18 protein-coding genes are annotated in these 24,014 nt (G+C 69.7%); 10 read left to right on the forward strand and 8 right to left on the reverse strand.

Features of this window, described 5'->3' with window-relative positions; translation table 11 throughout:
* Positions 1–2: 2 nt before the first annotated feature.
* On the reverse strand, positions 3–938 hold the full coding sequence (gene uvsE / locus D7X30_RS28345) for a UV DNA damage repair endonuclease UvsE (protein ID WP_233591826.1): 936 nt from the start codon (positions 936–938) through the stop codon (positions 3–5).
* Positions 939–1,055: 117 nt separating this feature from the next.
* Between uvsE and D7X30_RS28350 the strand changes: the two genes are divergently transcribed.
* From D7X30_RS28350 to D7X30_RS28365, 4 genes are all read left to right on the forward strand, one after another.
* Entirely contained in the window at positions 1,056–2,156 is a 1,101-nt protein-coding gene (locus D7X30_RS28350) for a DHH family phosphoesterase (RefSeq protein WP_120566100.1), read from the forward strand.
* A gap of 33 nt (positions 2,157–2,189) precedes the next feature.
* Complete coding sequence (locus D7X30_RS28355) at positions 2,190–2,732, forward strand: DUF3105 domain-containing protein (protein WP_120566101.1); 543 nt, start codon at positions 2,190–2,192, stop codon at positions 2,730–2,732.
* 154 nt (positions 2,733–2,886) lie between these two features.
* A complete protein-coding gene (locus tag D7X30_RS28360; RefSeq protein WP_120566102.1) occupies positions 2,887–4,728 on the forward strand; it encodes a hypothetical protein in 1,842 nt (613 codons plus the stop codon).
* Between the two features lie 68 nt (positions 4,729–4,796).
* Positions 4,797–5,924 (forward strand): heparan-alpha-glucosaminide N-acetyltransferase domain-containing protein, encoded by a 1,128-nt coding sequence (locus D7X30_RS28365; RefSeq protein WP_120566103.1) that lies wholly within the window; start codon positions 4,797–4,799, stop codon positions 5,922–5,924.
* Here the strand turns inward: D7X30_RS28365 and D7X30_RS28370 are convergent.
* Positions 5,881–6,372: a VOC family protein gene (locus D7X30_RS28370; protein WP_120566104.1), complete on the reverse strand. Its 492-nt coding sequence runs from the start codon at positions 6,370–6,372 to the stop codon at positions 5,881–5,883. The two genes, D7X30_RS28365 and D7X30_RS28370, sit on opposite strands and share 44 nt — an antisense overlap.
* 144 nt (positions 6,373–6,516) lie before the next feature.
* On the opposite strand from D7X30_RS28370, the gene D7X30_RS28375 reads away from it, so the two are divergent.
* Positions 6,517–8,346, forward strand: coding sequence for a von Willebrand factor type A domain-containing protein (locus tag D7X30_RS28375; RefSeq protein ID WP_120566105.1), 1,830 nt, complete (start codon positions 6,517–6,519; stop codon positions 8,344–8,346).
* A gap of 102 nt (positions 8,347–8,448) precedes the next feature.
* Here the strand turns inward: D7X30_RS28375 and D7X30_RS28380 are convergent, their stop codons facing one another.
* Positions 8,449–9,045 carry a hypothetical protein gene (locus D7X30_RS28380; RefSeq protein ID WP_120566106.1) on the reverse strand — a complete coding sequence of 199 codons (597 nt, stop codon included), beginning with the start codon at positions 9,043–9,045 and terminating at the stop codon, positions 8,449–8,451.
* A gap of 215 nt (positions 9,046–9,260) precedes the next feature.
* Between D7X30_RS28380 and D7X30_RS28385 the strand changes: the two genes are divergently transcribed.
* Positions 9,261–9,863, forward strand: coding sequence for an expansin EXLX1 family cellulose-binding protein (locus tag D7X30_RS28385; RefSeq protein WP_120566107.1), 603 nt, complete (start codon positions 9,261–9,263; stop codon positions 9,861–9,863).
* Between the two features lie 32 nt (positions 9,864–9,895).
* On the opposite strand, the gene D7X30_RS28390 is transcribed toward D7X30_RS28385, so the two are convergent.
* The 4 genes from D7X30_RS28390 to D7X30_RS28405 form a co-directional block, all read right to left on the reverse strand.
* Complete coding sequence (locus tag D7X30_RS28390; protein ID WP_120566108.1) at positions 9,896–10,495, reverse strand: hypothetical protein; 600 nt, start codon at positions 10,493–10,495, stop codon at positions 9,896–9,898.
* A gap of 82 nt (positions 10,496–10,577) precedes the next feature.
* A complete protein-coding gene (locus tag D7X30_RS28395; protein WP_120566109.1) occupies positions 10,578–16,118 on the reverse strand; it encodes a DNA repair ATPase in 5,541 nt (1,846 codons plus the stop codon).
* 39 nt (positions 16,119–16,157) lie between these two features.
* Entirely contained in the window at positions 16,158–18,320 is a 2,163-nt protein-coding gene (locus D7X30_RS28400; protein ID WP_120566110.1) for a flotillin family protein, read from the reverse strand.
* Positions 18,321–18,437: 117 nt separating this feature from the next.
* Entirely contained in the window at positions 18,438–19,250 is an 813-nt protein-coding gene (locus tag D7X30_RS28405) for a hypothetical protein (RefSeq protein WP_120566111.1), read from the reverse strand.
* A 161-nt stretch (positions 19,251–19,411) separates the two neighbouring features.
* Here D7X30_RS28405 and D7X30_RS28410 point away from each other — a divergent pair, with 161 nt between their 5' ends.
* The 4 genes from D7X30_RS28410 to D7X30_RS28425 all read left to right on the forward strand — a co-directional run bounded on the left by D7X30_RS28410 (position 19,412) and on the right by D7X30_RS28425 (position 22,748).
* Entirely contained in the window at positions 19,412–20,524 is a 1,113-nt protein-coding gene (locus tag D7X30_RS28410; protein ID WP_233591827.1) for a DNA topoisomerase IB, read from the forward strand.
* Between the two features lie 79 nt (positions 20,525–20,603).
* A complete protein-coding gene (locus tag D7X30_RS28415) occupies positions 20,604–21,335 on the forward strand; it encodes a 2OG-Fe(II) oxygenase (RefSeq protein WP_120566113.1) in 732 nt (243 codons plus the stop codon).
* A 114-nt stretch (positions 21,336–21,449) separates the two neighbouring features.
* Entirely contained in the window at positions 21,450–21,644 is a 195-nt protein-coding gene (locus tag D7X30_RS28420; RefSeq protein ID WP_120566114.1) for a hypothetical protein, read from the forward strand.
* Positions 21,645–21,683: 39 nt separating this feature from the next.
* On the forward strand, positions 21,684–22,748 hold the full coding sequence (locus tag D7X30_RS28425; protein ID WP_120566115.1) for a patatin-like phospholipase family protein: 1,065 nt from the start codon (positions 21,684–21,686) through the stop codon (positions 22,746–22,748).
* A 13-nt stretch (positions 22,749–22,761) separates the two neighbouring features.
* On the opposite strand, the gene D7X30_RS28430 is transcribed toward D7X30_RS28425, so the two are convergent.
* A complete protein-coding gene (locus tag D7X30_RS28430; protein ID WP_120566116.1) occupies positions 22,762–23,973 on the reverse strand; it encodes an alpha/beta hydrolase in 1,212 nt (403 codons plus the stop codon).
* Between the last annotated feature and the right edge of the window lie 41 nt (positions 23,974–24,014).

Below are 24,014 nucleotides of genomic sequence, written 5' to 3' on the forward strand. Positions count from 1 at the left end.
AGTCACGGGGCCCGCGCGCCCTGTCCCCTGGGTGGACGCTGAGACATCGCCTCCCGACGCAGTGCGAAAACCGCGCGGTCCTTCTCCTTCGCCTCCAGCATGAAGTCCGCGGGCCCGTCGAGCGCGGCCACCATGGCGCGGAAGTCCGCCGGGACGATGAGGTCCGAGTGCGCGCCGGGCCGCCCGCCTGCCTTCTGTGACGCCAGGTGGAATTTGGGCCGCAGGTCCAGTGCGCGCCAGGTGGCTGACGCTTCACGCACCAGCTCCTCGACGGACATGGGTGGATCCGACGGCAGCACCGCGTTGTGCAGGTTGTCCCCCACCATGGGTACGCCGTGCTCGCGAGCCAGCGGCAGCACCTCGCGATCGGTCCAGACCTTGTCATCGTGTTCGATGGTGATCCGCTGACGCAGGTCCTCCGGCAGCGTGTCCAGCATGCGGTGCGCGGCGTCCAGCGCTTCCGGGCGGCTGGGGGCGGCACCGCCCACGTGGATGACGACGCGGCACTCGGGGCCCGCCTCCAAAAGGTCCAACACGCGCGCGCTGTAGCGCAGTTCCGCGATGGCGGCGTCGCGCACGCGTTCGTGGCGCGAGGACTGCGACGCGCCGGCCGGAGACGGATGCAGGGACAGGCGCTGGTGGGACTGGCGCGCGATGCGGGCCAGCGTGGCGAAGGTCCCCGCGAAGGTCTTCCACCACGGCAGCGTGTTCACCGGGTGCGAGCCGAACGGGATGAGCGACGAGCCGATGCGAAACGGGTGGATGCCGTGCTCCGCGTTGAAGCGCAGCAGCTGCTCCAGCTCCTCCAGGTTCTGTGCGGCGAGCGCCTCCAGGCGCTGCGGCGTCGCGGTGGCGAGACGGCAGGTGTGGCTGGCGCTCACGCCCAGCGTCAGGGATTGGGCCACGTAGCCCAGCCGATAGGTCGAAAGGCCTTCCATGCCTGCAAAGGTCGCCACGCTCGCGCGTGCGACTGGACGCGGGGGCCCGTCCGGAGGGCAACCAGCCACGACGGACGCGCCCTGCCGTGCCGCTACAGGCAGTGACAGCTTTGCTTCATGCTTCTGGGACACACGAAAGACGCGCACTGGCCGGCTCCAGAGGCGGCGATGGACCAGGCGCGCGAGTTCCTGGAAGCGTGCCGGGACAAGCACGTACTCGTGGCCCCGCACACGGACGTGGACGGGCTCACGTCTGGAGTGCTGATGCTGCGGGCACTCCAGTCCCTGGGGGCCCGGCCGACAGCGCGCCTGCCAGGCAAGGGAGAGGACGTCCACCACCCGGGCTTCCTAGAGCGGCTGGGAGCCTCCTCCACCGAGGCACTGGTGGTGCTGGACATGGGCAGCCGCGCGGAGCCGCTGCTTCCCGGCGTGCCCACCCTGGTGGTGGATCACCACGCGTCGGAGGCATTCCCCTCCGGTGCGCAGGTGCTCACCGCCTACGGCCATGGGCCCGTGGCGAACACGAGCCTGCTCACGTACGTGCTCACGTCCTCGTTCGTCGTACCCGGCCCGCTGGAGTGGCTGGCGGTGCTGGGGACGGTGGCGGACCTGGGCGCGGACGCGCCGATGCCGTTCCTCAAGGACGCGCTGCGGCGGGCGAAGCGCTCGTCCGTCACGGAGGCGGTGGCGCTGCTCAACGCGGCCCGCCGCTCCAGCCGGTTCGCGGCGCCGCTGGCGATGCAGGTGCTCTTGCGCGCGGGCAGCGCGACGGACATCGCGGAGGGGCGCGTGCCCGGCGTGGACGCGCTGCGCGACTGCCGCCTGGAGGTGCAGCGCGAGGTGGCCCGGTGCGCGAAGACGCCGCCGCGCTTCGCGGGCAACCTGGCGCTCCTGCTGTTCAGCTCCGAGGCGCAGGTGCACCCGCTGGTGGCCATGCGCTGGGTGCAGCGGTTGCCGGACCAAATCGTCGTCGCCGCCAACACGGGCTACCTGCCCGGCCGCGTGAACTTCGTGCTGCGAAGCCGCGAGCCGGTGGACCTGCTCGCGATGCTGCGGGGCCTGGAGCTGCCGTCGATGGGGGGCTCGTTCGCGCACGGCCATTCGCGGGCCACGGGTGGCAGCCTGCCTCCCGCGGACTTCCTGCGCCTGATGGATGCCCTGGGCTTCCGGGGGCTGAGCGGCCGGGACGTGGAGCGGCGTGGCGTGGCGCCGGGATGAGGCGCTCAGGGCCGTTGCGATATGACGGAGTGAATGCCTCGCGCCCTCTCCGCCCTCCTCTTCTCGCTGTGTCTCGCCTGCGGTTCGACGAACGATGATCCGCCCAACCCCGGTGGCGAAGCCTGCGAGCGGTATTCGTTTCCGCTGTCAGACATGTCACCGGCCAATCACGTGAGTTCGTGCGGCAGCACCGCGTGCGGCAACGGTGAGAACCCGCCCAACTCCGGCCTGCACTGCCCCACGTGGCTGTCGTGCCGCAGCTACACCGCGGAGCAGCCGCCCTGTTCGTGGATCCACAACCTGGAGCACGGCCACGCGGTGTTCCTCTACAACTGCCCGGAGGGCTGCGCCGACGAGGTCGCGAAGCTGGAGTCCGCGATGGCGAAGGCCGCGGTGGGCAGCAATGGCGTGCGCCGCGCGCTCGTCGCTCCGGACTCGCAACTGCCCAAGCGCTTCGCCGCATTGCTGTGGCGCCGCACGTACCTGATGGACTCCGTGGATCCAGACGCGCTCACGTGTCTGCTCGCGCTCCAGGATGTGGATGCCAATGAACCGGGATTGGTCTGCCCTCCGTGAGCGTGCCCGCAACGCATCGATGACGCCACTGCCTGGAGCCCGGTCACCTGGCGGGCCGGGGGGCGACTGGTGGCATGGCGGGTGAGCGGCCGCTCAGGGGCGATGCAGGCCAGGACCGGAAGGACTGGGGGCGCCTGAGCGTACTAGCGCCTCCATGACCAACACCATTCGACGCGCCTTCGCGGCGCTGCTGACGCTGACGTGTCTCGGGGCGCTGTCCGCCCAGGCCGCCACGGGTGTGCAGGGCCCCGTGCCCCCGGCATTCCAGAATCGCTTGATGGTGGGCCTCTTCGAGGAGGCCGGCCAGAACTGGATGCGGGACAGCAACGTGCCGTGGGACGCGCGCTACCGCTACTTCACCAAGGGCTGGGCGGACAACTGGGGCTACGGCGCCCGTGACGGCAGCTGGGCCGCCAGCTTCTTCACGGAGACGAAGGCGCAGGGCTACGTCCCCGTCGTCACCTACTACCAGCTCTTCGGTGAGCCGGGTGGCGGCGAGCAGGAGACGCTCGCGAAGCTGAAGAACGCCTCCACCATGCGCTCCTACTTCGAGGACGTGAAGCTGCTCCTCCAGCGCGCGAAGACCTTTGGCAGCCCGGTCATCCTCCACGTGGAGCCGGACGCGGTCGGCTTCCTCCAGTTCCAGACGGCCTCCAACCCCAACACCCCCGCGGCCATCGCCTCCTCGGGGATGCCAGAGCTCGCGGGCCTGCCCAACACCGTCGCAGGGTGGAGCCTGGCGTTCCTCCAGCTGCGCAAGGCCGTGGGCGCGAACAACGTCGTGCTGGGCCTGCACATCTCCGCGTGGGCCAGCGGCAAGGACATCGCGTTCAACTCGCTCACGGATCCGCTCCAGCCGGAGGTGGACAAGGTCGTCAACTTCCTCAAGCCGCTGGGCCTGGGCACCAACGTCACCGGCGCCACCTACGACGTGATCGTGGGCGACCCTCTGGATCGCGACGCGGACTTCTACCGGCTCACGCAGGGCGCGGATCACACGTGGGACATGAGCGATGCGGCGTCGCTCACGTCGCGCTCGTACAACCGCTACGCGGAGTGGCTGCGCCTCTGGAACCAGACCTCCGGCAAGCGCTGGATGCTGTGGCAGATCCCGCTGGGCAACTCCAACCACCTCAACATCAACAACAGCGGCGGGGCGCGCCAGGGCTACAAGGACAACCGCACCGAGTACTTCTTCGGCGCGAGCGGTGATGCGCACCGGCGCAAGTTCGCCAACGTGGGCGTCGTCGCCCTGATGTACGGCGCGGGCGCGGGCGGCCAGAGTTCCTACCAGAACGACCAGGGCACCGACGGTCAGCCCTACCTGAAGCAGCGCGCGGGCACGTTCCTCAACGCGGGTGGACTGATCCTGCCCGCGGCCGGCACCACGCTTCCGCCCCCGGGCGGCGGCGGATCCACCGATGGTGGCACCGTGGACGCCGGCACCCCGCCGGTCGACGCGGGCCCCCCCGACGGCGGCACTCGTCCCGATGGTGGCACCGACGGCGGCGTGGACGGCGGCACCGGTTCCTCCGACGCGGGCACTCCGGCCGACCCGTCGAAGTACGGCTTCGAGTCCGGCGCGCAGGGCTGGACCGCCAGCGGCGCCGCGCTGTCCGCCGTGAGCAACACGACGGCCAAGGCCTTCGCGGGCACCCGTTCGCTGGCCGTGCCCTTCAACGGCACGTCCGGCAAGGGCACGGTGGCCGTGTCCAACGCGGCCGTGCCGTCCGGGAAGACGGTGACGTTCCAGCTGTGGCTGCCCACTGGCAGCAAGATCACCGGCGTCCAGCCCTACACCCTGGAAGGCGCCTCCGCGAACTGGCGCTGGACGGGCAACTGGATCGCCGTCAGCAGCCTCAAGGCCGGCACGTGGAACGCCATCACCGTGAAGCTGCCCTCCGGCTCCAGCACCCCGCTGTACCAACTGGGCGTGGAGCTCCAGACGACGGGCACGTGGAAGGGCACGGTCTACCTCGACGCCGTCAGCTGGTAGTCCAACCAGTTCCCGGTCCCGCGAGCGCGTGCAACCGCCCGCGGGACCGACGTAGGGTAGCGCCCCCCGTGAGCACCCTGCCCTCCGCCGTTCCCGCCTCCCGCGAGCGCGTGCGCGCCATCGACTGGCTGCGCGGCCTCTCCGTCCTCTTCATGATCCAGACCCATGCGCTCGTGCTGCTCACCCCCGAGCTGCGCAAGAGCGTGTGGACCGGACGGCTGCTCAAGGTGGACGGGCTGGTGGCCCCCGCGTTCATCTTCTCCGCCGGGTTCGCGCTGGCGCTGCTCATGGTCCGCAGCGCCGCCGCGGGCGCGCTGCACGAACGTGTCCCCCGCAACCTGCGCCGCATCGCGGAGGTGTTCGCCGTCGCCGCGCTCGTCAACTGGGTGTGGTTCCCCATCCGCTCCGAACCCGTGTGGCTGCTGCGCCTGGACATCCTCCACTGCGTGGGGCTGTGCCTGCTGCTCACCCTGCCCATGGCCGCGCTGCTGGCCTCACGACCGCGCGTGCTCGCGGGCACCGCCTTCGTCCTGGCGATGGTGGCGTTCGCGCTGGCGCCCTTCAGCGACTCCGCGGGCGAGCCCTGGGCGTCGTTCCTGCGCAAGTCCAACTGGGCCCCCTTCCCGCTGGTGCCATGGGTGGGCTTCGCGTGGCTGGGCGCCTTCGCGGGCTGCATCGCGGGCGCGTGGGGCCGCAAGGGCCTGGCGCGAGCCCTGGGCTTCCTCATCGCGCTGGGGCTTCTGGGCACGCTGATGCCGGGCGTGCTCACCAACCTCTACCCACCGCACCGCTTCTTCGTCACCAACCCGTCCAACTCCGCCACCCGCTTCATGTGGGTCTGCGCGGTGCTGCTCGTGATGCTGTGGGTGGAGGGACGGATGGCGCCGGACGCGAAGCCCTCGCGCGCGCGCCGCTTCCTGGAAGTCTTTGGCACCGCGTCGCTGTCCGCGTACTTCTTCCACGAGATGCTGCTGTACTACCGCGTCTTCGGCGTCTTCTCGTTCCAGAAGCTGTGGGGCGACTCCAGCGGGTGGCTGAAGTACGCCGGCCTGCTCGCGCTGCTCATCGCGTGCACGTTCGTGCTGTGCGTCGCGTGGGATCCGGTGGAGCGCGCGGTGAAGAAGGCCTTCGCGCGCGCCACCCAGTGGCTGCTCAGTGCGCCGCGTTGGCTGCGGCCTGCTCGAAGGCGCGGATGATCTCCGGCGGGGCCTGCACCAGCTCAATCAGCACGCCCTCGCCGCTCAGCGGGAACTGATCACTGGCCTTCGGGTGGATGAAGCACACGTCGAAGCCCGCCGCGCCCTTGCGGATGCCGCCGGGCGTGAAGCGCATGCCCTGCCCTTCCAGCCACTTGACGGCCACCGCCAGGTCGTCCACCCACAGGCCCACGTGGTTGAGCGCCGGGTCGTGCACCTTGGGACGGCCGTCGGGGTTGACGGGCTGCATCAAGTCCACCTCCACCTTGAAGGGGCCCGCGCCCGCCACGACGATGTCCTCGTCCACGTTCTCCTTCTCGCTGCGGTAGGTGCCGTGGGCCGTCAGGCCCAGCGTGTCCACCCACAGCTTGCGCAGGGCGCCCTTGTCCAGCCCCCCGATGGCGATCTGCTGGATGCCCAGAATCCGGAACGGTCGTGTCGTCTCCATGGCCGGGGACCGTCGCAAAAGGGGTCCCCCCACGCAAGCGCGGCCCACGTCCGGACCCGGGAAAAATTCACCGGATAAACCCATTCCGGAGGTCGGCCGTTTCCAGGGGCACGCTGACTTCCTCCCGTCGTCCCGGAGCCGCCCATGTCCCCCTTCTTCTCGAAGCGCCGCGTGTCCTTCGTCAGTGGTGCCCTCCTCTGTGCCAGCCTCGTGAGCGCGTGCTCCTCGATGGAGCCGGCGCAGGGCGTGTCGGCGCGCAACGAGCTCAAGCCCCAGGCCACGGCGACCACCCAGAGCGCCCCCAAGGACGAGAACTTCACCGCCCGGATGGCGCCTCCGCCGCCCTCCACCCCGGCCGCGGCCCCGGCCGCCAAGAAGCGCGGTGACGTCGCCGCCGCGCCCGCGCCCTTGATGGTCGAGGAGCGTGAGGCTTCCGACGCCCTGGCTGCACCGGAGCCCGCCATGCGGCGCGCCCCTCCGGCGAAGGAGGCCAAGGCCGCCATGACCATGGGCGCGGCGACGGGCGCCCTGGGTGGCGCCCCGGCTCAGCCCCAGCAGCCCCTGGAAAAGCGCAAGATGGAGATGGACGGTGACAAGGGCGTCGCCGAGGGCGGCAACGTCTTCGAGACCTACAAGGCCAACGCCTTCACCGAGACGGACAAGGACAACCTGTCCACCTTCGCGGCGGACGTGGACACGGCCTCCTACTCCATGGCGCGGCGCTACCTGCAGCAGGGCCAGCTGCCCCCCACCCACGCGGTGCGCGTGGAGGAGTTCGTCAACTACTTCAAGTACCGCTACACGCCGCCGGAGGAAGGCGCCTTCACGGTGCACCTGGAGGGCGCGCCCTCGCCCTTCAACGCGCGCCGCCAGTTCGTGCGCGTGGGCGTGCAGGGCAAGGTCGTCTCCCGCTCGCAGCGCAAGCCCGCGCACCTGGTGTTCCTGGTGGACACCAGCGGCTCCATGGCGTCGTCGGACAAGCTGCCGCTGGCCATTGAATCCATCAAGGTCGCGGTGAAGAACCTCAACGAGAACGACACCGTGGCGCTCGTCACCTACGCGGGCTCCACGCGGGACGTGCTGGCGCCCACGCCCGCCACGGACGTGAAGAAGATCCACGCGGCGCTGGACACGCTGGTCGCGGGCGGTGGCACGGCCATGGGCTCCGGCATGGAGACGGCCTACAAACACGCGGTGAAGAAGGCCGCGGGCGGCGTGGTGTCCCGCGTGGTGGTGCTCACGGACGGCGACGCCAACATCGGCCCCAACCTCACCCCCAAGGCCATGCTGGCCAGCATCGAGAAGTACGTGGCCGAGGGCGTCACCCTCACCACGGTGGGCTTCGGCATGGGCAACTACCACGACTCGCTGATGGAGCAGTTGGCCGACAAGGGCAACGGCAACAGCTTCTACGTGGACAGCATGAAGGAGGCGCGCAAGGTCTTCGAGACGCAGCTCACCGGCACGCTGGAGGTCATCGCGAAGGACGTGAAGTTCCAGGTGGAGTTCAACCCGAAGGCCGTCACCCGCTACCGCCTGATGGGCTACGAGAACCGCGACATCGCGGACAAGGACTTCCGCGACGACAAGGTGGACGCGGGCGAGATTGGCGCGGGCCACACCGTGACGGCGCTCTACGAGGTGGAGCTCACCGGCGAGGCGCAGGACCTGGCCACCGTGCGCATCCGCGCCAAGGCGCCCAACGGCACGGAGGCCAAGGAGCAGGCCTTCCCGCTCACCCGCGCCAAGCTGAAGCCGTCCATGGAGGCCGCGTCCAGTGACTTCCGCTTCGCCGTCGCCGTGGCCGCCACCGCGGACATCCTCCGCGCCGCACCCGCCGCGGAAGGGTGGAGCCTGGCCACCACGCAGAAGCTGGCGGAGGGCGCCGTGGGCGGTGACTCCGACCGCACCGAATTCGTCCGTCTCATCGGCCAGGCCCGCGCGCTGACGACCGCGTCGGCCAGCGGCCGCTGAAAGCAGCACCCAGCACGACGCACCGGGGAACGCGCAGCAAGGGGGGCTCTGCCCGCCACCGGGGATGCACCGGTGGCGGGCAGGGCTTTTTTCAGGGGTGCTTCAGATGACGGTGATGACGGGGGGCGTGGTGGTGGTGAAGAAGTCGGTGAAGCTCGCGAACCAGTAGGTGCCCGACTTGTTGTTGATCTTGCACGCCTTGGTGCCGGAGACGCTCAGGTTGGTCCCGGTGGTGCTGATGCTGCCCGTGCTGATGCTGCCCGTCATGTAGTCGCAGTAGATGTCCGCGTTGCGCGTGGTGGAGAGCGTCGTGGGGTCCACGGCGCGCACGGCCATGATGTGGGCCGCCGAGCCGCTCCATCCGTTCTTCATCACGAAGCCCACCGCGAGCCCCAGGTTCGAGCCGACGAGCGACACGGTGCCCGGCGCGCTCAGCGGGACGCTCTGGATGACCTGCGAAGCGCCGGTCGTCAGGGTGCAGCTGGTGCCGCCCGTGCGGGTCAACACGACTTCGTACTGCGGCGGCGAGGTGGTGATCTGCACCGTGGACACGGAGTAGTCACAGCCCTGCGAGGTCGCCGTGGTCAGCCGCGCGCGCTGCTGCGCGAGCTCCGCGCCGTCCTCCTGCTCCGGACCACCACAGGCGGAGAGCACGAGGGCGGAGCCCAGACACACCACGGACGTCAGCTTGTTCATCATGGGAATTCCTTTCCTTTTTTGGGGAGGGGGAAGGCCCGGACGCTAACAAGCCCGTCTGACAGAACCAACACACGGAGTCCTGTCTGTCCTTGACGCGGAGCGACGCGTGTATAATGCGCGGTATGAACCGACCCGCTTCGTTGCAAAATGCGTTGGTGTTGGCCCTGACCTCGCTTGCCTGTGGGGCATGCGGGGACTCCGCCTCTGGCGGGGGCGTGGCCCTGGGCTCCGAGCAGAAAGGGATTGCGACCTTCTACGACGCCACCGGTGCCGGCAACTGCAGCTACGACAAGGGCGGCGACCTGATGGTGGCCGCGATGAACCGCGAGCAGTACGACAACAGCGCCGCCTGCGGCCAGTGCGTGGACATCGTGGGGCCCAAGGGCAACGTGCGCGTGCGCATCGTGGACCAGTGCCCGGATTGCGATAAGGGCCACCTGGACCTGTCGCGCAAGGCCTTCGACAAGATCGCGGAGGAGAAGGACGGCCGGGTGAGCATCACCTGGACGCCGGTGTCCTGCGACGTGGCCGGCCCGGTGAAGTACCACTTCAAGGACGGCAGCAATCCCTGGTGGACGGCCATCCAGGTGCGCAACCACCGGCTGCCCATCCAGAAGCTGGAGTGGAAGCGCGACGGTGATTGGAAGGCGCTGAAGCGAGAGAGCTACAACTACTTCGTCACCGACTCGGGCGTGGGCGAGGGCCGCTTCCAGCTGCGCGTCACCGCACAGGACGGCCAGCAGCTGGTGGACTCCGTGGACAAGGTGCTGGACGACGGCAGCGTGGACGGGGCGGAGCAGTTCGCGCCCCAGAAGTAGACGCGCGCTCCGCCGCCCCGTCCGTCACGGCATCAGAACGTCATGATGGACGGGGCCGTGGTGCTGGTGAAGAAGTTCACGTAGCTGGCCACGTAGTTGTTCCCCGAGCCCGTCTGGCCGGAGATGGTGCCGCTCTTCGTGCCGGACACGGTGAGCGTCGTCCCGTTGGACGCGATGGACAGGCTGCCCGAGTAGATGGAGCCCGAGCCCAGGAAGATGGACAGCCCCGTGGAGCGGACGATGGCCAGCGTGTCCGGATCCACGTGCTTGAGGCCCAGGGACTGGGGCGAGCTGCCGCTGACGCTGGTCTTGTACGTGTAGCTCACGGCCACGCCCAGGTCGTTGGCCGCCAGCGACAGCGTGGGCGAAGTGCCGGTGGAGGAGCCCACCACCACGCTGCCCGCGCCGAAGGCACAGGTGGCATCCGCCGCGCGAGTGACGGTGACGTCATAGATGGGAGGAAAGGTTCCCGCCCGCGTCGCGGACGACACCGTGAAGGTGCAGCCCTGGGACGTCCCCGTCACCAGCGCGGACTCCTGGGTGGCGAGGCCGTCCTCCCCCTCCACGCCAGCACCACACGCCGTGAGGCCCGCGACGGCGCAAAGAGAGACAACAGACTTGAGGTTCAGCATGGGATTGCACTCCAGGGTTGGGGGCAGACAGCCCCCCGTCCTAGTGCGCAATGCCAGACGTTGAAAGCCCTTTTCGCAATCCCTAGCGCCGCAGCATGCCGCGCAGCAGCTCCAGGGCTTCAGTGACCCCCTGCCAGACCTGGAGCGCCTGGATGCGCTCGCCTTCGCCCTGCACGTTGCGGCGGGCGGCGCGCTCCAGGGGCAGCAGCGCCCCCTCCACCAGCTCGATCTGCCGGCTCAGCTCCGCCGGAGACGGGCCGTTCGCGGCGCGCTGGAGCGACTCCGCCTGGGAAGGAAGGGACACCGACACCGGCCGGTCCGCCAGGGCAGTAATCGCCTTGGAGAGCTGCGCCATGTACGGGCCGAAGTCCGGCGCGGGCGCCTGGGGCATGGGCGCGTTGCGCAGCGTGGGCGCCTCCTCCGCCTGGGCGGCCACGCGCTCGGTGAGGGCCTTGAGCAGGTGCGCCAGGTGCTTGAGGTACGGGGCCAGGTCCGTGGCCGGAGCCTGGGCCACCGGGGCGGGCATCGCCGGGAGGGCCACCTGCACCGGGGCCGGCGGCTTCTGGGCGGCCTCGCGGCTGACGCGGGCCACCTCCAGCACGGCCTCGCGCAGGGCCTCCAGGTGCGGGGCCACGGGCGTGTCCTCGCTGGGGGCGTTCGCCTGCGCGGCGGCCTGCACCACCGCGTCGCGCACGGAGCCCAGCTGTTCCTCGATGGCGCCCAGCTGTCCGGTGACGCGCGCCACGGGGTCGTCCTCCTTGCCCCCCATGCGCTTCACGCGGGCGAAGCCCTGCTTGATCTCCTCCCAGCGCTTCGCCTTCTCCGGCGTCAGGCGCCCGCGCATCTCCTGGAGCTTGAGCAGGTTCTGCTCAGCCGCCGTGGTGAGCGTCTGGGATTCGCCCTGGTAGTGGTCGTCGATGCGGCGCTCCAGCTCGTCGTCCGTCATCGCGGAGACGACCTTCTCCGCCATCTTGCCCATGTTGCGGTAGCTGCCCTGCAACTTGAACGGCGGCTCCGTGCGGAAGCGCTCGTCCTGCGCGGCGGACGCGATGTACTGGAGGTTCACCTTGAGCAGCACCTGCTGCACGCGGAACAGCCGCTGGAAGACGGCGACAATCTCTTGCAGCTCCGCCGCCGCGTAGCCGTGCTTCAGCTCGCCGGAGGGGACGTCCTCGCCCTTGGCCATCCGGATGAGGCGGTGCACGTCCTGCGGGTCGCGCGTGGCCAGCGGCGCGAGCACCGGGTTGGAGGTGAGCGCGTTCTCCAGGTAGCTGAGCGCGAACAGGTCCTCCTTGCCGTCCAGGATGTCACCCAGGTTGTAGGTGTCCGCGCGGTTGGCGAGCATGTCCGGGATGCGGAAGCGCTCGCCCGTCTCCGTGTACGGGTTGCCCGCCATCACCACGCAGAACTTCTTGCCGCGCAGATCATACGTGCGCGTCTGGCCATTCCAGACACCCTCCACGCGGCGCTGGCCGTCGCACAGGGAGATGAACTTCTGGAGCAGCTCCGGGTCCGTGTGCTGGATGTCGTCGAGGTAGAGCATCACGTTGTTGCCCATCTCGAAGGACAGGTTGATGCGCTCCACCTCCTGCCGCGCGGTGGCGTTGGGCGCCTCCGACGGATCCAGCGACTTCACGGAGTGGCCCAGCGCCGGCCCGTTCACCTTCACGAAGGTGAGGCCCAGGCGGCTGGCCACGTACTCCATCAGCGTCGTCTTGCCGTAGCCCGGCGGAGACATGAGCAGCAGCATGCCCATGCGGTCCGTGCGCTTGCCCTCGCCCGCCGCGCCCAGCTGCTTGGCCAGGTTCGCGCCGATGAGCGGCAGGTACACCTCGTCGATGAGCCGGTTGCGCACGAAGCTCGTGAGCACCTTGGGCGTCAGCTCCTCCAGCCGCAGCTTGCGCCGCTCGCGGTCCAGCAGGTCCCGCAGGTACGAGCGGTAGGCCACGTACGCGGGCACGCGCACCTGACGGAACTCGCCCAGCCGCGACAGGAACTCGTCCAGGCGCAGGGACAGCTTGCGGTCCTGGACGCGCGGGTGGCTGCCCAGCAGGCCCGTGGCCTCCGTGGCGGTAATGGCGCCGGCCGTCTCGCGGTCCAGCTTGCGCTCGGTGAGCAGCACCACCGCCGCTTCCAGCGCGACGTGCGCCGCGTCACCCGGGCCGCCCTCGCGCTTCGCGAGGAACGCGTCCACCCAGGCGCGGGCGATGCGCAGGCGCTCCGGCAGGTTCTTCTCCAGGCCGCGCAGGTCGTCATCGAACGCGGTGCGCGAACCGTGGCGGTCCAGGTGCGAGAGGAAGGCGTCCTTCAGCGCCAGGGCCTCGCGGCTGGTGGTGAAGCGAGGGCGGTCCACCGCCAGCTCCTCCACGAGGTAGCGGCCCGCCTGCCGGCCCTCCGCGGGCGAAGCCGTGAGGCCGTGGCCCTGGAGGAACGCGAGCACGCGCTCGCCCAGCTCGTCACCCAGCGCCACCAGGTCCGAGCCGATGTCGAACGCCTGCCGCAGCCGCGCGAGGCTGCGCGCGCGCCGGTGGAACACACCGCGGAGCGTGTCGTCCGGGTCGAACGCCCAGTACAGCGCGGCCCAGGCGCGAGGCACCGGAGCGAAGCGCAGCAGGCCCGCGCCCTGGTGCAGCGCGAGCAGCTTCTCCAGGAGCGCCGTCGCGTCCGCGTCGTGCACACCGCGCTCGTAGCCCTCGTCGAAGCGGTCCGCCGCGTACGCGCGCACGCGCTCCATCAGCTGCCCCTGCGCGCCGGCCTCGTACAGCGCAGTGAGCGTGAGGCCGCCCTTCCCCTCCTCCGCATCCATCAGCAGGCCCGCGGCCAGGTACTCCGCGCGGTACACCTCGCGCGTCTCGGAGACCAGGTGCTGATCCCAGAGCTCGCGGTACTTCAGCAGCTCCGGATCCTCCACCTTCTGGGTGTAGTCGGAGCCGGTGAGCTGGAGGTACAGCGCGCCGTCGCGAGGGACGAGCGTCAGCTCCAGCGGCTGCGTGTTGACGTGGAAGCGGTAGGGCCCCAGCTTGATGAGGCCTTCGCCACCCTCGAACAGGTCCTGCTTGTCGCGCAGGGCGCGCAGGGCGTCCTGCTTCGCGGACTTCACCCGCGAAAGCACTTCGTCCGCGCGCACGCTGTCCTGGAGCGCCAGCAGCTGTTCAGCCAGCTGCCGCAGCTTGAGGATCATCGCGTCGGACGCGAAGTAGGCGTTGAGCTCGTCGTCCGCCTTGAACGACTTCGCCCGGCGCTGCACGCCCTGGAGGATGCGCTCCGCCGCGCCGAAGAGGCCCGAGGCCCGGCGCTGACGCTCGTCCACCAGCGCCTGCTTGCGCGCGCCGAAGGCCTCCAGCAGCTCCTCGCGCTTCTGGGTGATCTGCCCCAGGAACTCGTCGAACTCGCCGAAGCGGCCTTCCAGTTCCTCCAGCAGCACGGTGAGCTTGGAGAGCGCCTCGTCGCACTTCTCCGGCGAGTCCGCCTGCGACAGCGCGTTCTCGATGCTCTGGCCCAGCAGCTTGAACTGCGCGCCGAACTCCGCGCGCTTCTCCTTGCCGGACAGCTCCTTGCGCTTCGCCTGGAGGCCCGCGCGTACGCGGTTCAGGCGGCTGAACAGCTCGGAGATGCCTTCAAGAATCCGGGCCCGGGCCAGCGGGTCGCCCACCTGGAGCCCGCCCACCACTTCACCCAGCACCTCCAGGCCCTGGGCGGTGCGATCCACGTCCTCGGCCAGCGGGGCCAGCTCGGCCGTCGTCGTCAGCGGCTCCAGCCGCTCCAGCAGCCCGTCCAGCCGCGAGGCCAGGGGCTGGAGCGCTTCACCCTTCTGGAGGAAGTCCACGCACGCGGTGCTCACCGCGTCGGACGCGGCCACCACCGCCTGCTCCAGGGCGTCCACGCGCCCCAGGTCCATGTAGCGGACGTCCTTCAACGTAATCAGATGCCCGCGGTGCCGGCGCAGGTCCGCCAGCGCGCGCATGAAGCCCTCCGCGTCCGTGAGCCCCTCCGGCTGCGCGTTGAGCAGGAGCGTCTCCTGCGTCTGCAGCGCCTGCGCGAGCGACTCCTCCGCGCGCTTGCGCATCGCGAGGACCTTCTCGAACTCATCGATGATGAGCTCGGAGGTGCGGCGCAGCAGCTCGATGGGCTCCTGGAGCCCCACTTCCGCGTGGGACAACCAGTAGTAGGCGTCCAGGGCGCGAGTGGCCGCGGCGACCAGGTCCTCGTAGGTGCGGCGCGTGGGCTTGTCCGTCTTCGCCACGCGCGGCAGCGTCAGCGCGTCGCTGATGCCGCGCACCAGCTCCGCGTTGCCCACCTTGCCCAGGTAGCCCGGCGCGGGGGGCAGCTTCGCCGCGTGCTCGTCGGAGACGAACGGCGTCTGCCACACCTGCATGGGGTGCACGCGCGTGGGCTCCTGCGACGTGGCGCGGAACACCACCAGCCCGCCGTCCGCGAAGAGGCTCATGCCGTGCGCCTGCAGCGGCGTCTGAACCTCCTTGCGCACCAGGTTGTACGGGAAGAGCACGTAGGCGCCGTCGTCCCGGCGGTGGAAGACGTAGAGCACGTCCTCCCCGTTGGGCGAGCGCACCGCCTGATGGAACTCCATCCCCTCCGACGCGCCCTCGAAGACCTTGTAGTCGCCCGTCTGGAGGTAGTAGCCGCCCGGGAAGACGATGCCCTGGTCCTCCGGCAGCCGCACGCAGGACTGACCGATGGCGTCGATGCGCACCACGTGCTGGGTGCGCGAGTTGAAGACGAGGTAGCGGTACGCCTTCTCCCGGAACGGCAGGATGCGCAGGAGGATGATCCCGCCCACCTGCGTCCAGGCGAACTCCGCGTCGTCCAGCGACTGGTCCGGGTCTTCCACCGGCTCGCTGTAGATGCCCAGGCCGGTGGTGGTGTTGTCCTCCACCTTCACGGTGAGGTCGCCCTTCACCGTCTCCACGAAGACCTGATCCAACACGTTGACGTGCGGGTGCTGGCCCAGCACGTACTGCTCGCGCGTGGCCACCGTCCACTCGAAGTCGTGCGACGGCGGGTAGACGTGGTCGCGCTCGCCCTGGTTGTCCACGTAGGTGGCGCGGCCCTCTACGTCCACGTTGAAGCGGAAGACCTTGAGGTCGCGCGCGGACAGGCCCGTCTGGAACACCGCGAGCAGGCGCGAGTCCCGCCGCCGCAGCTGCAGCAGCTTCGCGTCCTTGTAGTACTTGTACAGCTCGCCGAAGTCCTTCACGAACCGGGGGTCCGCGAGGAAGCCGCCGGCCTCCGTGGGAGGCACGGCGGACAAGTCGAAGCCCTCGGCCGTCTTCTCGAAGCGGTGCAGCGAGAAGACGTCCGAGACGTTCGTCTCCTTCTTCAGGCCGATGAAGACGTTGTAGCCGAAGAGGAGGTACTTCCCGACGCTGACGATGTCGCGGGGGACGCAGTTGTTCTCCGTGCGCACCCGCTCGTTGCCAATGACGGTGAGCTCCGTGCCACCGAACAGCGCCTTGCGCCGCCCGTTGAGGTCGTTCGCCTGGGTCGCCAGCGCGTCCGCCTGGGAGAGGAGGCGCGCACGGATGACCTCGTAGCTGCCGCCCTCCAGCGTCGCCTCGCCCCCAGGCACCTGGGTGCCCGGGGTCTTGGTGCTGTCAGTTGCCATGGATGTTCACCGGAAAGGAGTTGCGATTGGCGGGAGGCTTCAGCCCTGCTGCTTCTGCGCGAGGGCCGCGGCTTCCGACTGCACCAGCGCCTTGATGCCGGCGGCGGTGGACTCCGTGGGGCTCACCGACATCCGGTTGAGCAGCGCCGCGACGGCCAGGTTCTGCGCGTCGTTGCTGAGGCCCGGCTTGGAGAGGATCTCCTTCAGGTCCGCCGGCAGGTCCTTCTCACCGTTGAGGTAGCCACCGAGCGCCTTCTTCAGCGACTCGCCGTGGTCCAGCGCGCCGTCCACCGAGCTGCCGAAGGACACGGCCTTGACGAAGTTCTCGAAGAACTTCCCGTCGCCGCCGACGATCTGGAACTTCGCGTTGGTGAAGGCCTGGGCCAGGACCGTGGCCTGGGCCTGGGCAATCTCCTTGCGGACGTTGATGGCGGCCATCTCCACGTCGCGCTCCTTCTGGAGGCGCAGGCGGTACTCCTCGTGCTCGCGGCCCACGCCGTCCAGGGCCTTCATCGCGGCGGCCTTCTCCGACAGGCCCCGGGCCTCTGCCATCAGCTTCTCCTGGATGGCGGCGGCCTCGGCCAGCTGCTTCTCGCGCGTGGCGAACGCTTCCGCCTCGCCGCGCTTGTGGATGGCGGTGGCTTCGGCCTCCTGCACGCGGGCGTTGGCCAGGCCCTTCTGCTCCGCACCCGCGGCCTCGGCGAGCAGCTTCTCGCGCACCGCGGACGCCTGCGCCTGGCCCTGCTTCTCGATGACGGAGGCCTCGGCCTCCTTCACGCGCACCTGCGCCATGCCCAGCTTCTCCGTGGCGACCGCGTCCGCTTCACGCACGCGCACGCTGGCCAGGCCCGCCGCGGCGGACTCGGCCTGGATGCCCTCGGCCAGCCGCATCTTCGCCTTGGCCTGCTTGTCCGCGGCCTCCAGGTCGGCCTCGGCCAGGGTCAGCTTCTCCTTGGCGAGGAACACGGAGATCTTCGCGCTCGCTTCCGCGGCCGTGACGTCCTTCACGGACGCCTCTTCCGCGTGCGCCTGGGCGGTGATGATGATCGCGTCCTTGGTGCGCCTGGCGTCCGCCGTCACGCGCAGGTCCTTGATGTTCTCCTCTTCCTGGGCGACGGTCTTCTCCACCGCGATGCGGGCACGGACGACGTCGGCGATGGCCTTCTTCTCCGACTCCAGCGCCTTCTCCTTCGCGATGCGCTGCAGCTCCGTCTCACGCTCGCGGTTGATGGCCTCCAGGGCGCGGTCCTTCTCCACGCGCTCGGTCTCCACGCCCACCACGCGCTCGCGGTTCTTCTGGGCCACCTGCACCTGGCGCTGCTTGTTCTCCTCGTTGATGGCGATCTCTTCCTCCGCCTTGATGCGCGCCAGCTGCGCCTTGGCGAACTCCTCGCTCTTCACGCGGTCGGCCTCGGCCGTCTCACGCGCCTGGATGATGTCGATCTCGCGGCGCTGCTTGGCGGCCGCCTCCTCGCGCTGACGCTCGAGGGCGAAGATGGCCTCGTCGGCTTCCACGTTGCGCTTGGTCACCGCCATGCGCTCGGACTGCTTCAGCTCGTTGGTGAAGACGTTCTGCTCGGTGGTGAGGTGGGTGATCTTCCGGATGCCCTGCGCGTCCAGGATGTTGTCCTTGTCGAGCATCTCCACCGGGGTCTGCTCGAGGAAGTCGATGGCGCAGTCCTCCAGCATGTAGCCGTTGAGGTCGCGGCCGATGGTCTCCACCACCTTGTCCTTGATCTCGTCGCGCTTGGTGTAGAGCTGCTCGAAGTCGAAGGACTTGCCCACCGTCTTGAGGGCCTCGGAGAACTTGGCCTCGAAGAGGTTCTCCAGCGTCTCCTGATCCGACGCGCGGGCGCAGCCGATGGACTGGGCCACCTTGAGCACGTCTTCACGCGTCTTGTTCACGCGCACGAAGAAGGTGACCTTGATGTCCGCGCGGATGTTGTCCTGGCAGATGAGGCCTTCCTTGCCGCGGCGGTCGATTTCAACCGTCTTCAGCGAGATGTCCATCACCTCCGCGCGGTGCACGATGGGCAGCACCACGGAGCCGGTGAAGGTGACCGTGGGCTCCGTCTTCAGCGTGTTGACGATGAGCACCTTGCCCTGATCCACCTGCCGGTAGAACTTGGCCACGCTGACGAAGATGCCGAAGAAGATGATGATAGCGACGCCGGCGATTGCCACACTGGTGATGGGATCCATGGCCTATCCTGTGAAGTCCGTTGGGCGGGCCTTTTTCCAAGCACTCGGGGTCCCCCGCGAAAGCCACCCGGTGCCGATTGTCGCGCCCGTCCGGAGGAGCCCGGAGGACGCCAATGTTCATCGATGTGAGCGGGCTCGCGCGACGGCCGCTGCCTTCAGCGGATCACGCAGCTGCTCCATTTCCTGGGGGAGGAGCCAGTCCACCGGCTCCACCTCGTACACGCCCCGCTCCGCGTCGTAGCCGAGGATCAACGCCGGCTGACCGCGCTTGAGCTCATTGGGCTTGTCACAGAAGACGTTGAGGATGAGGCCCGCGGCCCCATCGTCGAAAGTGGCGTGACCGTCCTTCGCCGTCACGCTGCCGCTGGAGATGGTGCACACGCGGCCCATCAGCGCATCGCGGCCCGGGGCGCGCTTGGCGATGAAGATGGGGCGCAGGGGCCGCACCGCGAGCCCGCCCACCACCGTGCCCACCGTCGCGCAAGCGAGGCCCAGGCCCGTGCTCACGAGCCACGAGGGCAACATGGAGAGCGCCGAGTGCGTGGCCTGTCCGCCGAGCAGCGACAGCGACCAGGAGAGGAACACCACCAGGCTCACCGACACGGTGACGGGGATGCCCCCGAAGCCCAGCGCCGCGAGCAGGCCGGTGGCGGCCTCCGCGTCGTGCAGGTGCGAGTGCCCCGCGTGGCCGACGTCATGGCCCCCGAGGGCCTTCGCGCCACCTTCCAGGATCCCCGAGGTGGCCTTGGCGCCGCCCTCGAACGCGCCGCTCATCGCCTTGGCGCCGCCCTCCAGGGCCGAGTCGCCATCCAGCATGTCGATGCCCGCCGCGCCGATGATCACGCACAGCCAGTAGGCCAGCACCACTCCGAGGAGGATGGTGAAGATCGCGGTCGGAAACGCCAGGAGGGCGTCGAGAAAGGTCGTCATGCCTCGGGAATAAATTGAGAGGTGGGAGTCGCAACGAACTCTAAACGACTGCACCCATATCCGAAAATGCCGCCAGGGGCTTTTCTGGCCGCCTGCTCCCCCTGCCGACAGGGGGCAACCGGATTGTCGCCCCGGCGTGGACTGCGCACTACAGGGAGGCGATGCCCTCCCAAGCCACCGTCTCAGAATCCGAGCGCGTCCCGCCCCGCCGGGGAATGACCCAGTTGGAGCGGCTGCGGCAGGACGGCCACCGGCGGTTGGGGACGATGAAGCGCGGCTTCCGCTACGTGGATTCGAAGGGCCGCGCGGTGTCGCAAGCGGAGCGGGAGCGCATCGACGCGCTGCGCCTGCCACCCGCCTGGACGGACGTGGCCATCTCGCCCAAGGCCTCCGCGCGGCTTCAAGCGGTGGGCAGGGACGGGGCGGGCCGCTGGCAGTACCGCTACAGCGAGGCGCACACGCAGAAGCAGCGGGATGCGAAGTACCAGCGCATCGTGGGCTTCGCGCAGGCGCTGCCGAAGATGCGGCGCCAGGTGAGCAAGGACTTGCGCAAGCGGGGGCTGGGCCGGGAGCGGGTGCTCGCGGGGATGCTGCGCATCCTGGGCACCTGCTTCATCCGTCCGGGCAGCGAGCGCTACGCGGAGGAGCACGGCAGCTTCGGGCTGGCCACGCTGCGGGCGCGGCACGTGAAGGTGCATGGCGACACGGTGGTGTTCGACTACCCGGGCAAGTCCGGCGTGCGGCAGCACCGCGAGCTGAAGGACCGGCGCGTGGCGACGCTCGTGCGGCGGTTGTTGAAGGTGTCCGGGCGAGACGTCTTCAAGTTCGTGCTCGACGACGGCGCGGTGGTGGACGTGCGGCGCCGGCACATCAACGAGTACATCCAGCAGGTGATGGGCCCCGGCTACAGCGCCAAGGACTTCCGCACCTGGGCGGGCACGCTCATCTGCGCCTGCGCGCTGGCGAGGGCCCGCGAGCGCGTGAAGGAGGACGGCGACGGCGGCCCGGTGAAGAAGACCGTGCTCAAGAAGAGCATGGTGGCCGCGGTGCGCGAGGCCTCCGAGCAGTTGGGCAACACACCCGCGGTGGCGAAGGCGTCGTACATCTATCCGTCCGTGCTCGTCCTGTTCGAGCGGGGCCAGGTGGTGGACCGCTACTTCCGATCCGTGGACGAGCTGGCGGCGAACTCGGGCGAAGGCATGCACTGCTCGGAGAAGGCGCTGCTGCACATGCTGGGCAAGACGAAGGCCAGCGCGAAGCAGGCCTCCCTGTAGCCAAGGGCCCGGCCGGGAAGGAGGCGAGCGGTGGCGGTTCCCCTCTCGTGCGCGCCGGGAAGGCGCTACCGTCCGGTCCGTGCCCGAGTACGTCACCCACCGCGACGCCCTGCCCCGCGCCGAGCTGGAGTCCCTGGGGGATGCCCTGCTCGGCTCCCGCTTCGTCGCGCGCAGTCCGTTGATGGGGACGTTCCGAGCGAGCCGGGGCTTCGCGTTCATCTTCACGCGAGAAGGCCGCGCGACGTTGGAGGCCCGCTTCCCGTTCCTGTCCGCCTACCTGCGCCGCATCCTCGACGACGACAGCGCGCGCGGGTTGTTGCCGTGGACGCAGCGCTGGTTCGGCGGCCGTGACACACGTCTGCGTCCCAACGCGTTCTATCTGAACCTGCTGCTGCTGGACGCGGGCACGCCGGTGGGACGGCACATCGATGCGACCTTGCAGGAACCGAGCGGCGTCCCGGACGCGACGCCCGAACACGTGAGCGTCCTGTACCTGCGGGTTCCGAAAGGCGTGCAGGGAGGCGCGCTGCGGCTGCTGCGCGACAACCAGCTCCAGGGCGAGCTGCGGCCCCGGCCGGGCCTGCTGGTCCACTTCCGGGGCAACCTCCAGCACGAGGTCCAGCCCTTCACCGGAGGCCCGGAAGGCGCCCTGCGCGCGAGCCTCGTCTGCGAGCAATACGCCTTCGCGGACGACGTGCTGCCGCGGATCCCGGTGTTCCGCATCCAGTCCAAGGCGGGCTTCTCCGCCTACCTGGAGGCCCAGCGCGAGCGCGACGGCGCGGCCCCTTCCGTGGGAACGCTGGAGGAGTGAGCGCCCGCTGGAGCCCCGCTCCTGGAGCGTGCGGCCGTCCGGGCAGACCACCGCTTGCGCCCACAGGGCGTCGTCCCAAGCCTTGAGGTTCACCTTTCGCAGGAGAAGACGACCATGGCGGGCAAGAAGCTGGAGGGCTACGGCGAGACCAGTGAGCAGCGCCAGCGGCATCTGGAGAACGACGGGTTCTCCGAACGGGCGCCCCAGACGCCAGAGGAGCTGGAGAAGGCGCGCACCGAACCGGAGGACGGGCACCAGGTGGTGACACTCCATCCGCTGGATTCGGAACGGTCGGACGACGAGCGCTGAGCACCCGCCCAAGCCAGACTGCTAGGGTCCGCGCCCGCGATGAGCCAGAGCCTGACCCTGCTTGCGGGCCCCGACGCCCTGCGCATCCTCCGGGAGCGCGGACTGCGTGCGGAGGACGTGGACATCCTTCCGGGCGCTTCCGGTGGCCCGAAGTGGCTGGGGCTGGAGGGAATCGACCGCGTGCTGTTTGGCGAGTTCCTCCAGCAGCCGCGCACCCGGCCGCTGCATCTCATCGGCAGTTCCATCGGGAGCTGGCGGCTGGCGTGCCTGGCGCAGAAGAGCCCGGTGGCCGCGCTACGGCGTTTCGCGGACGCGTACCTGGAGCAGCGCTATCCGCCCAAGCCTCCGCCTGCGCTGGTCAGCGAGGTGAGCGCGACGGTGCTGGAGTCACTTCTGGGCCCGGATGGCGTGGAGGAGATCATCACGCACCCGTGGGCACGGCTGCATGTGGTGACGACCCGGTGCAAGGGCCTGCTGGCGATGGAGCAGTCCCGTGTCCAGCTCGCGGGCTTCGTGCTGGGCGCGCTCGCGAACGCGGTGAGCCGCCGGACGCTGGGGCTCCACATGGAGCGCGTGGTGTTCCACACCGCCGGGGACACCAGTCCCTTCGCCGGACTCAAGGATCTGCCGTCGGTTCACCGTCCCCTCACCCGCGACAACCTGCGCCCCGCGCTCATCGCTTCGGGCTCCATTCCGATGGTGCTCGCGGGCGTTCGTGACATCCCGGGTGCGCCGGCGGGTACGTACCGGGACGGCGGCGTCGTCGACTACCACCTGGACGTCGACTACGGGACGGGCGACGGGCTGGTGCTCTATCCGCACTTCTATCCGTACGTGGTGCCCGGCTGGTTCGACAAGTCACTCAGGTGGCGCCGCGCGGGGCCGCTCAACTTCCGCCGCGCGCTGATCATCACGCCGTCACCCGCGCACCTGGCGCGGCTGCCCGGTGGACGCATCCCGGACCGCTCTGACTTCACGGTGATGAAGGCCGAGGATCGGATCCGCGCGTGGAGACAGGTGCTGACCGAGGGCGACCGCATGGCCGATGAGCTGCGTGAGTTGCTGGCCTCGGGCCGCATCGCGGATCACGTCCAGCCGCTGTAGCGCGCGGATCCGCTCAGGAAGCGAGCCACGCTCGAAGCGCGGCGTAGGCCTCCGGGTGGTCGAGCAGATCCAGGTGGTTCGCGCCCAGAATGATGCGCTGGTTCGCTTCCGGGAACCGCAGCGTCAGCTCCGGCAGGGCATGCCGCCCGAGCGCGCTGTCCACCGGGACCAGCCCGTCACCGGGCAGCCGGTCCGCCAACGCCTTCGCGGTGGTCGCCGCGATCGCGTAGCAGGCCACGCCCTCCGGCAGCGTGAGGCCGCGACGAGCATCCCCACCCCACCCGAAGCGCTCCCGCCCCTCCCAGTGCGCGTCGAGCACGTTGCCGAAGCGCAGGTCGGTGACCCCGGCACCGCGGATCCGTCCCAGGCGCGCGAACGGCGCGCTGTACGGACTGAGTTCCAGCAGCACGTCCACCCAGCTTCCACCGCGCTCCAGCGGCGAACCGTGATGGGGCGAACCAAGGCAGACGAGCCCACGCAACAGGGGGCGCCAACCCTGGCCCTCGGCCTCCGCCGCGAGGCACGCGCTCCGCGCCACCAGTCCCCCCATGCTGTGGCCCAGGAGCGTCAGCGATTCGAGCGGCACGGGCCAGCAGGCCACGAGCTGTTCCAGCAACGCGGAGAGCGCACGCCCGTTCCGGGAGATGTGCAGCCCGCTGTTGTAGTGGAGATAAACAGGCGTGTAGCCGAGGTCGCGCGCCAGTGCCGCGCCATGGTCATGCCCCCGCCGGCTCCACTGAAGGTCGTTCATCGAGGAGCCATGAACCAGCACGAGCAGCCGGCTGCCTGCCTCCGGGAGCGCGTCGCGCAGGGCCTCGGGCTCCAGGCACAACGGCTGCCCGTGGACCCGGAACGCCATCGGAATCGCGAGCGAGTTGCCCTGCGCCTCCAGCGCATCCCCCAGCACACCGTTCAGCGCGGAGACCACCGCCTCCCGCTGAGGCCCCGGAGCACTGTCACCCAGCCACGGCGAGAGCCGCGTGAGCACGGCATCGAGCCCCGCCCCGACGTGCCGCGTGGCCTCCTGGAGTGTCGAGTAGATCCACCCCGTCACGGCCCGCGCCGGGCGCTCCAGCGGCCTACCCAGGACGGACGGCCCGCTGGCGATGGTGCAGTGCACCTCCTCGACGAGCCCCATCACGCCCCGGGTGGCCTGCACCGCGAGGCGGCTGGCACCCCGCAGGGCATCCCCGTTCTTCCGTACGCCTGGCGACTGGCTGTTCATGGCTCTTGCCTCCATGGCCAAACCTACCGGACCGTAACCTA

It is taken from the genome of Corallococcus sp. AB011P (assembly GCF_003611605.1).
Classification (GTDB): domain Bacteria; phylum Myxococcota; class Myxococcia; order Myxococcales; family Myxococcaceae; genus Corallococcus; species Corallococcus coralloides.

Bases quoted from the DNA above. Each gene is read 5' to 3' on its own strand.
- uvsE (WP_233591826.1), bottom strand. From the start codon at position 938: ATGGAAGGCCTTTCGACCTATCGGCTGGGCTACGTGGCCCAATCCCTG.
- D7X30_RS28350 (WP_120566100.1), top strand. From the start codon at position 1,056: ATGCTTCTGGGACACACGAAAGACGCGCACTGGCCGGCTCCAGAGGCG.
- D7X30_RS28355 (WP_120566101.1), top strand. From the start codon at position 2,190: ATGCCTCGCGCCCTCTCCGCCCTCCTCTTCTCGCTGTGTCTCGCCTGC.
- D7X30_RS28360 (WP_120566102.1), top strand. From the start codon at position 2,887: ATGACCAACACCATTCGACGCGCCTTCGCGGCGCTGCTGACGCTGACG.
- D7X30_RS28370 (WP_120566104.1), bottom strand. From the start codon at position 6,372: ATGGAGACGACACGACCGTTCCGGATTCTGGGCATCCAGCAGATCGCC.
- D7X30_RS28375 (WP_120566105.1), top strand. From the start codon at position 6,517: ATGTCCCCCTTCTTCTCGAAGCGCCGCGTGTCCTTCGTCAGTGGTGCC.
- D7X30_RS28380 (WP_120566106.1), bottom strand. From the start codon at position 9,045: ATGATGAACAAGCTGACGTCCGTGGTGTGTCTGGGCTCCGCCCTCGTG.
- D7X30_RS28390 (WP_120566108.1), bottom strand. From the start codon at position 10,495: ATGCTGAACCTCAAGTCTGTTGTCTCTCTTTGCGCCGTCGCGGGCCTC.
- D7X30_RS28395 (WP_120566109.1), bottom strand. From the start codon at position 16,118: ATGGCAACTGACAGCACCAAGACCCCGGGCACCCAGGTGCCTGGGGGC.
- D7X30_RS28400 (WP_120566110.1), bottom strand. From the start codon at position 18,320: ATGGATCCCATCACCAGTGTGGCAATCGCCGGCGTCGCTATCATCATC.
- D7X30_RS28405 (WP_120566111.1), bottom strand. From the start codon at position 19,250: ATGACGACCTTTCTCGACGCCCTCCTGGCGTTTCCGACCGCGATCTTC.
- D7X30_RS28410 (WP_233591827.1), top strand. From the start codon at position 19,412: ATGCCCTCCCAAGCCACCGTCTCAGAATCCGAGCGCGTCCCGCCCCGC.
- D7X30_RS28420 (WP_120566114.1), top strand. From the start codon at position 21,450: ATGGCGGGCAAGAAGCTGGAGGGCTACGGCGAGACCAGTGAGCAGCGC.
- D7X30_RS28425 (WP_120566115.1), top strand. From the start codon at position 21,684: ATGAGCCAGAGCCTGACCCTGCTTGCGGGCCCCGACGCCCTGCGCATC.
- D7X30_RS28430 (WP_120566116.1), bottom strand. From the start codon at position 23,973: ATGAACAGCCAGTCGCCAGGCGTACGGAAGAACGGGGATGCCCTGCGG.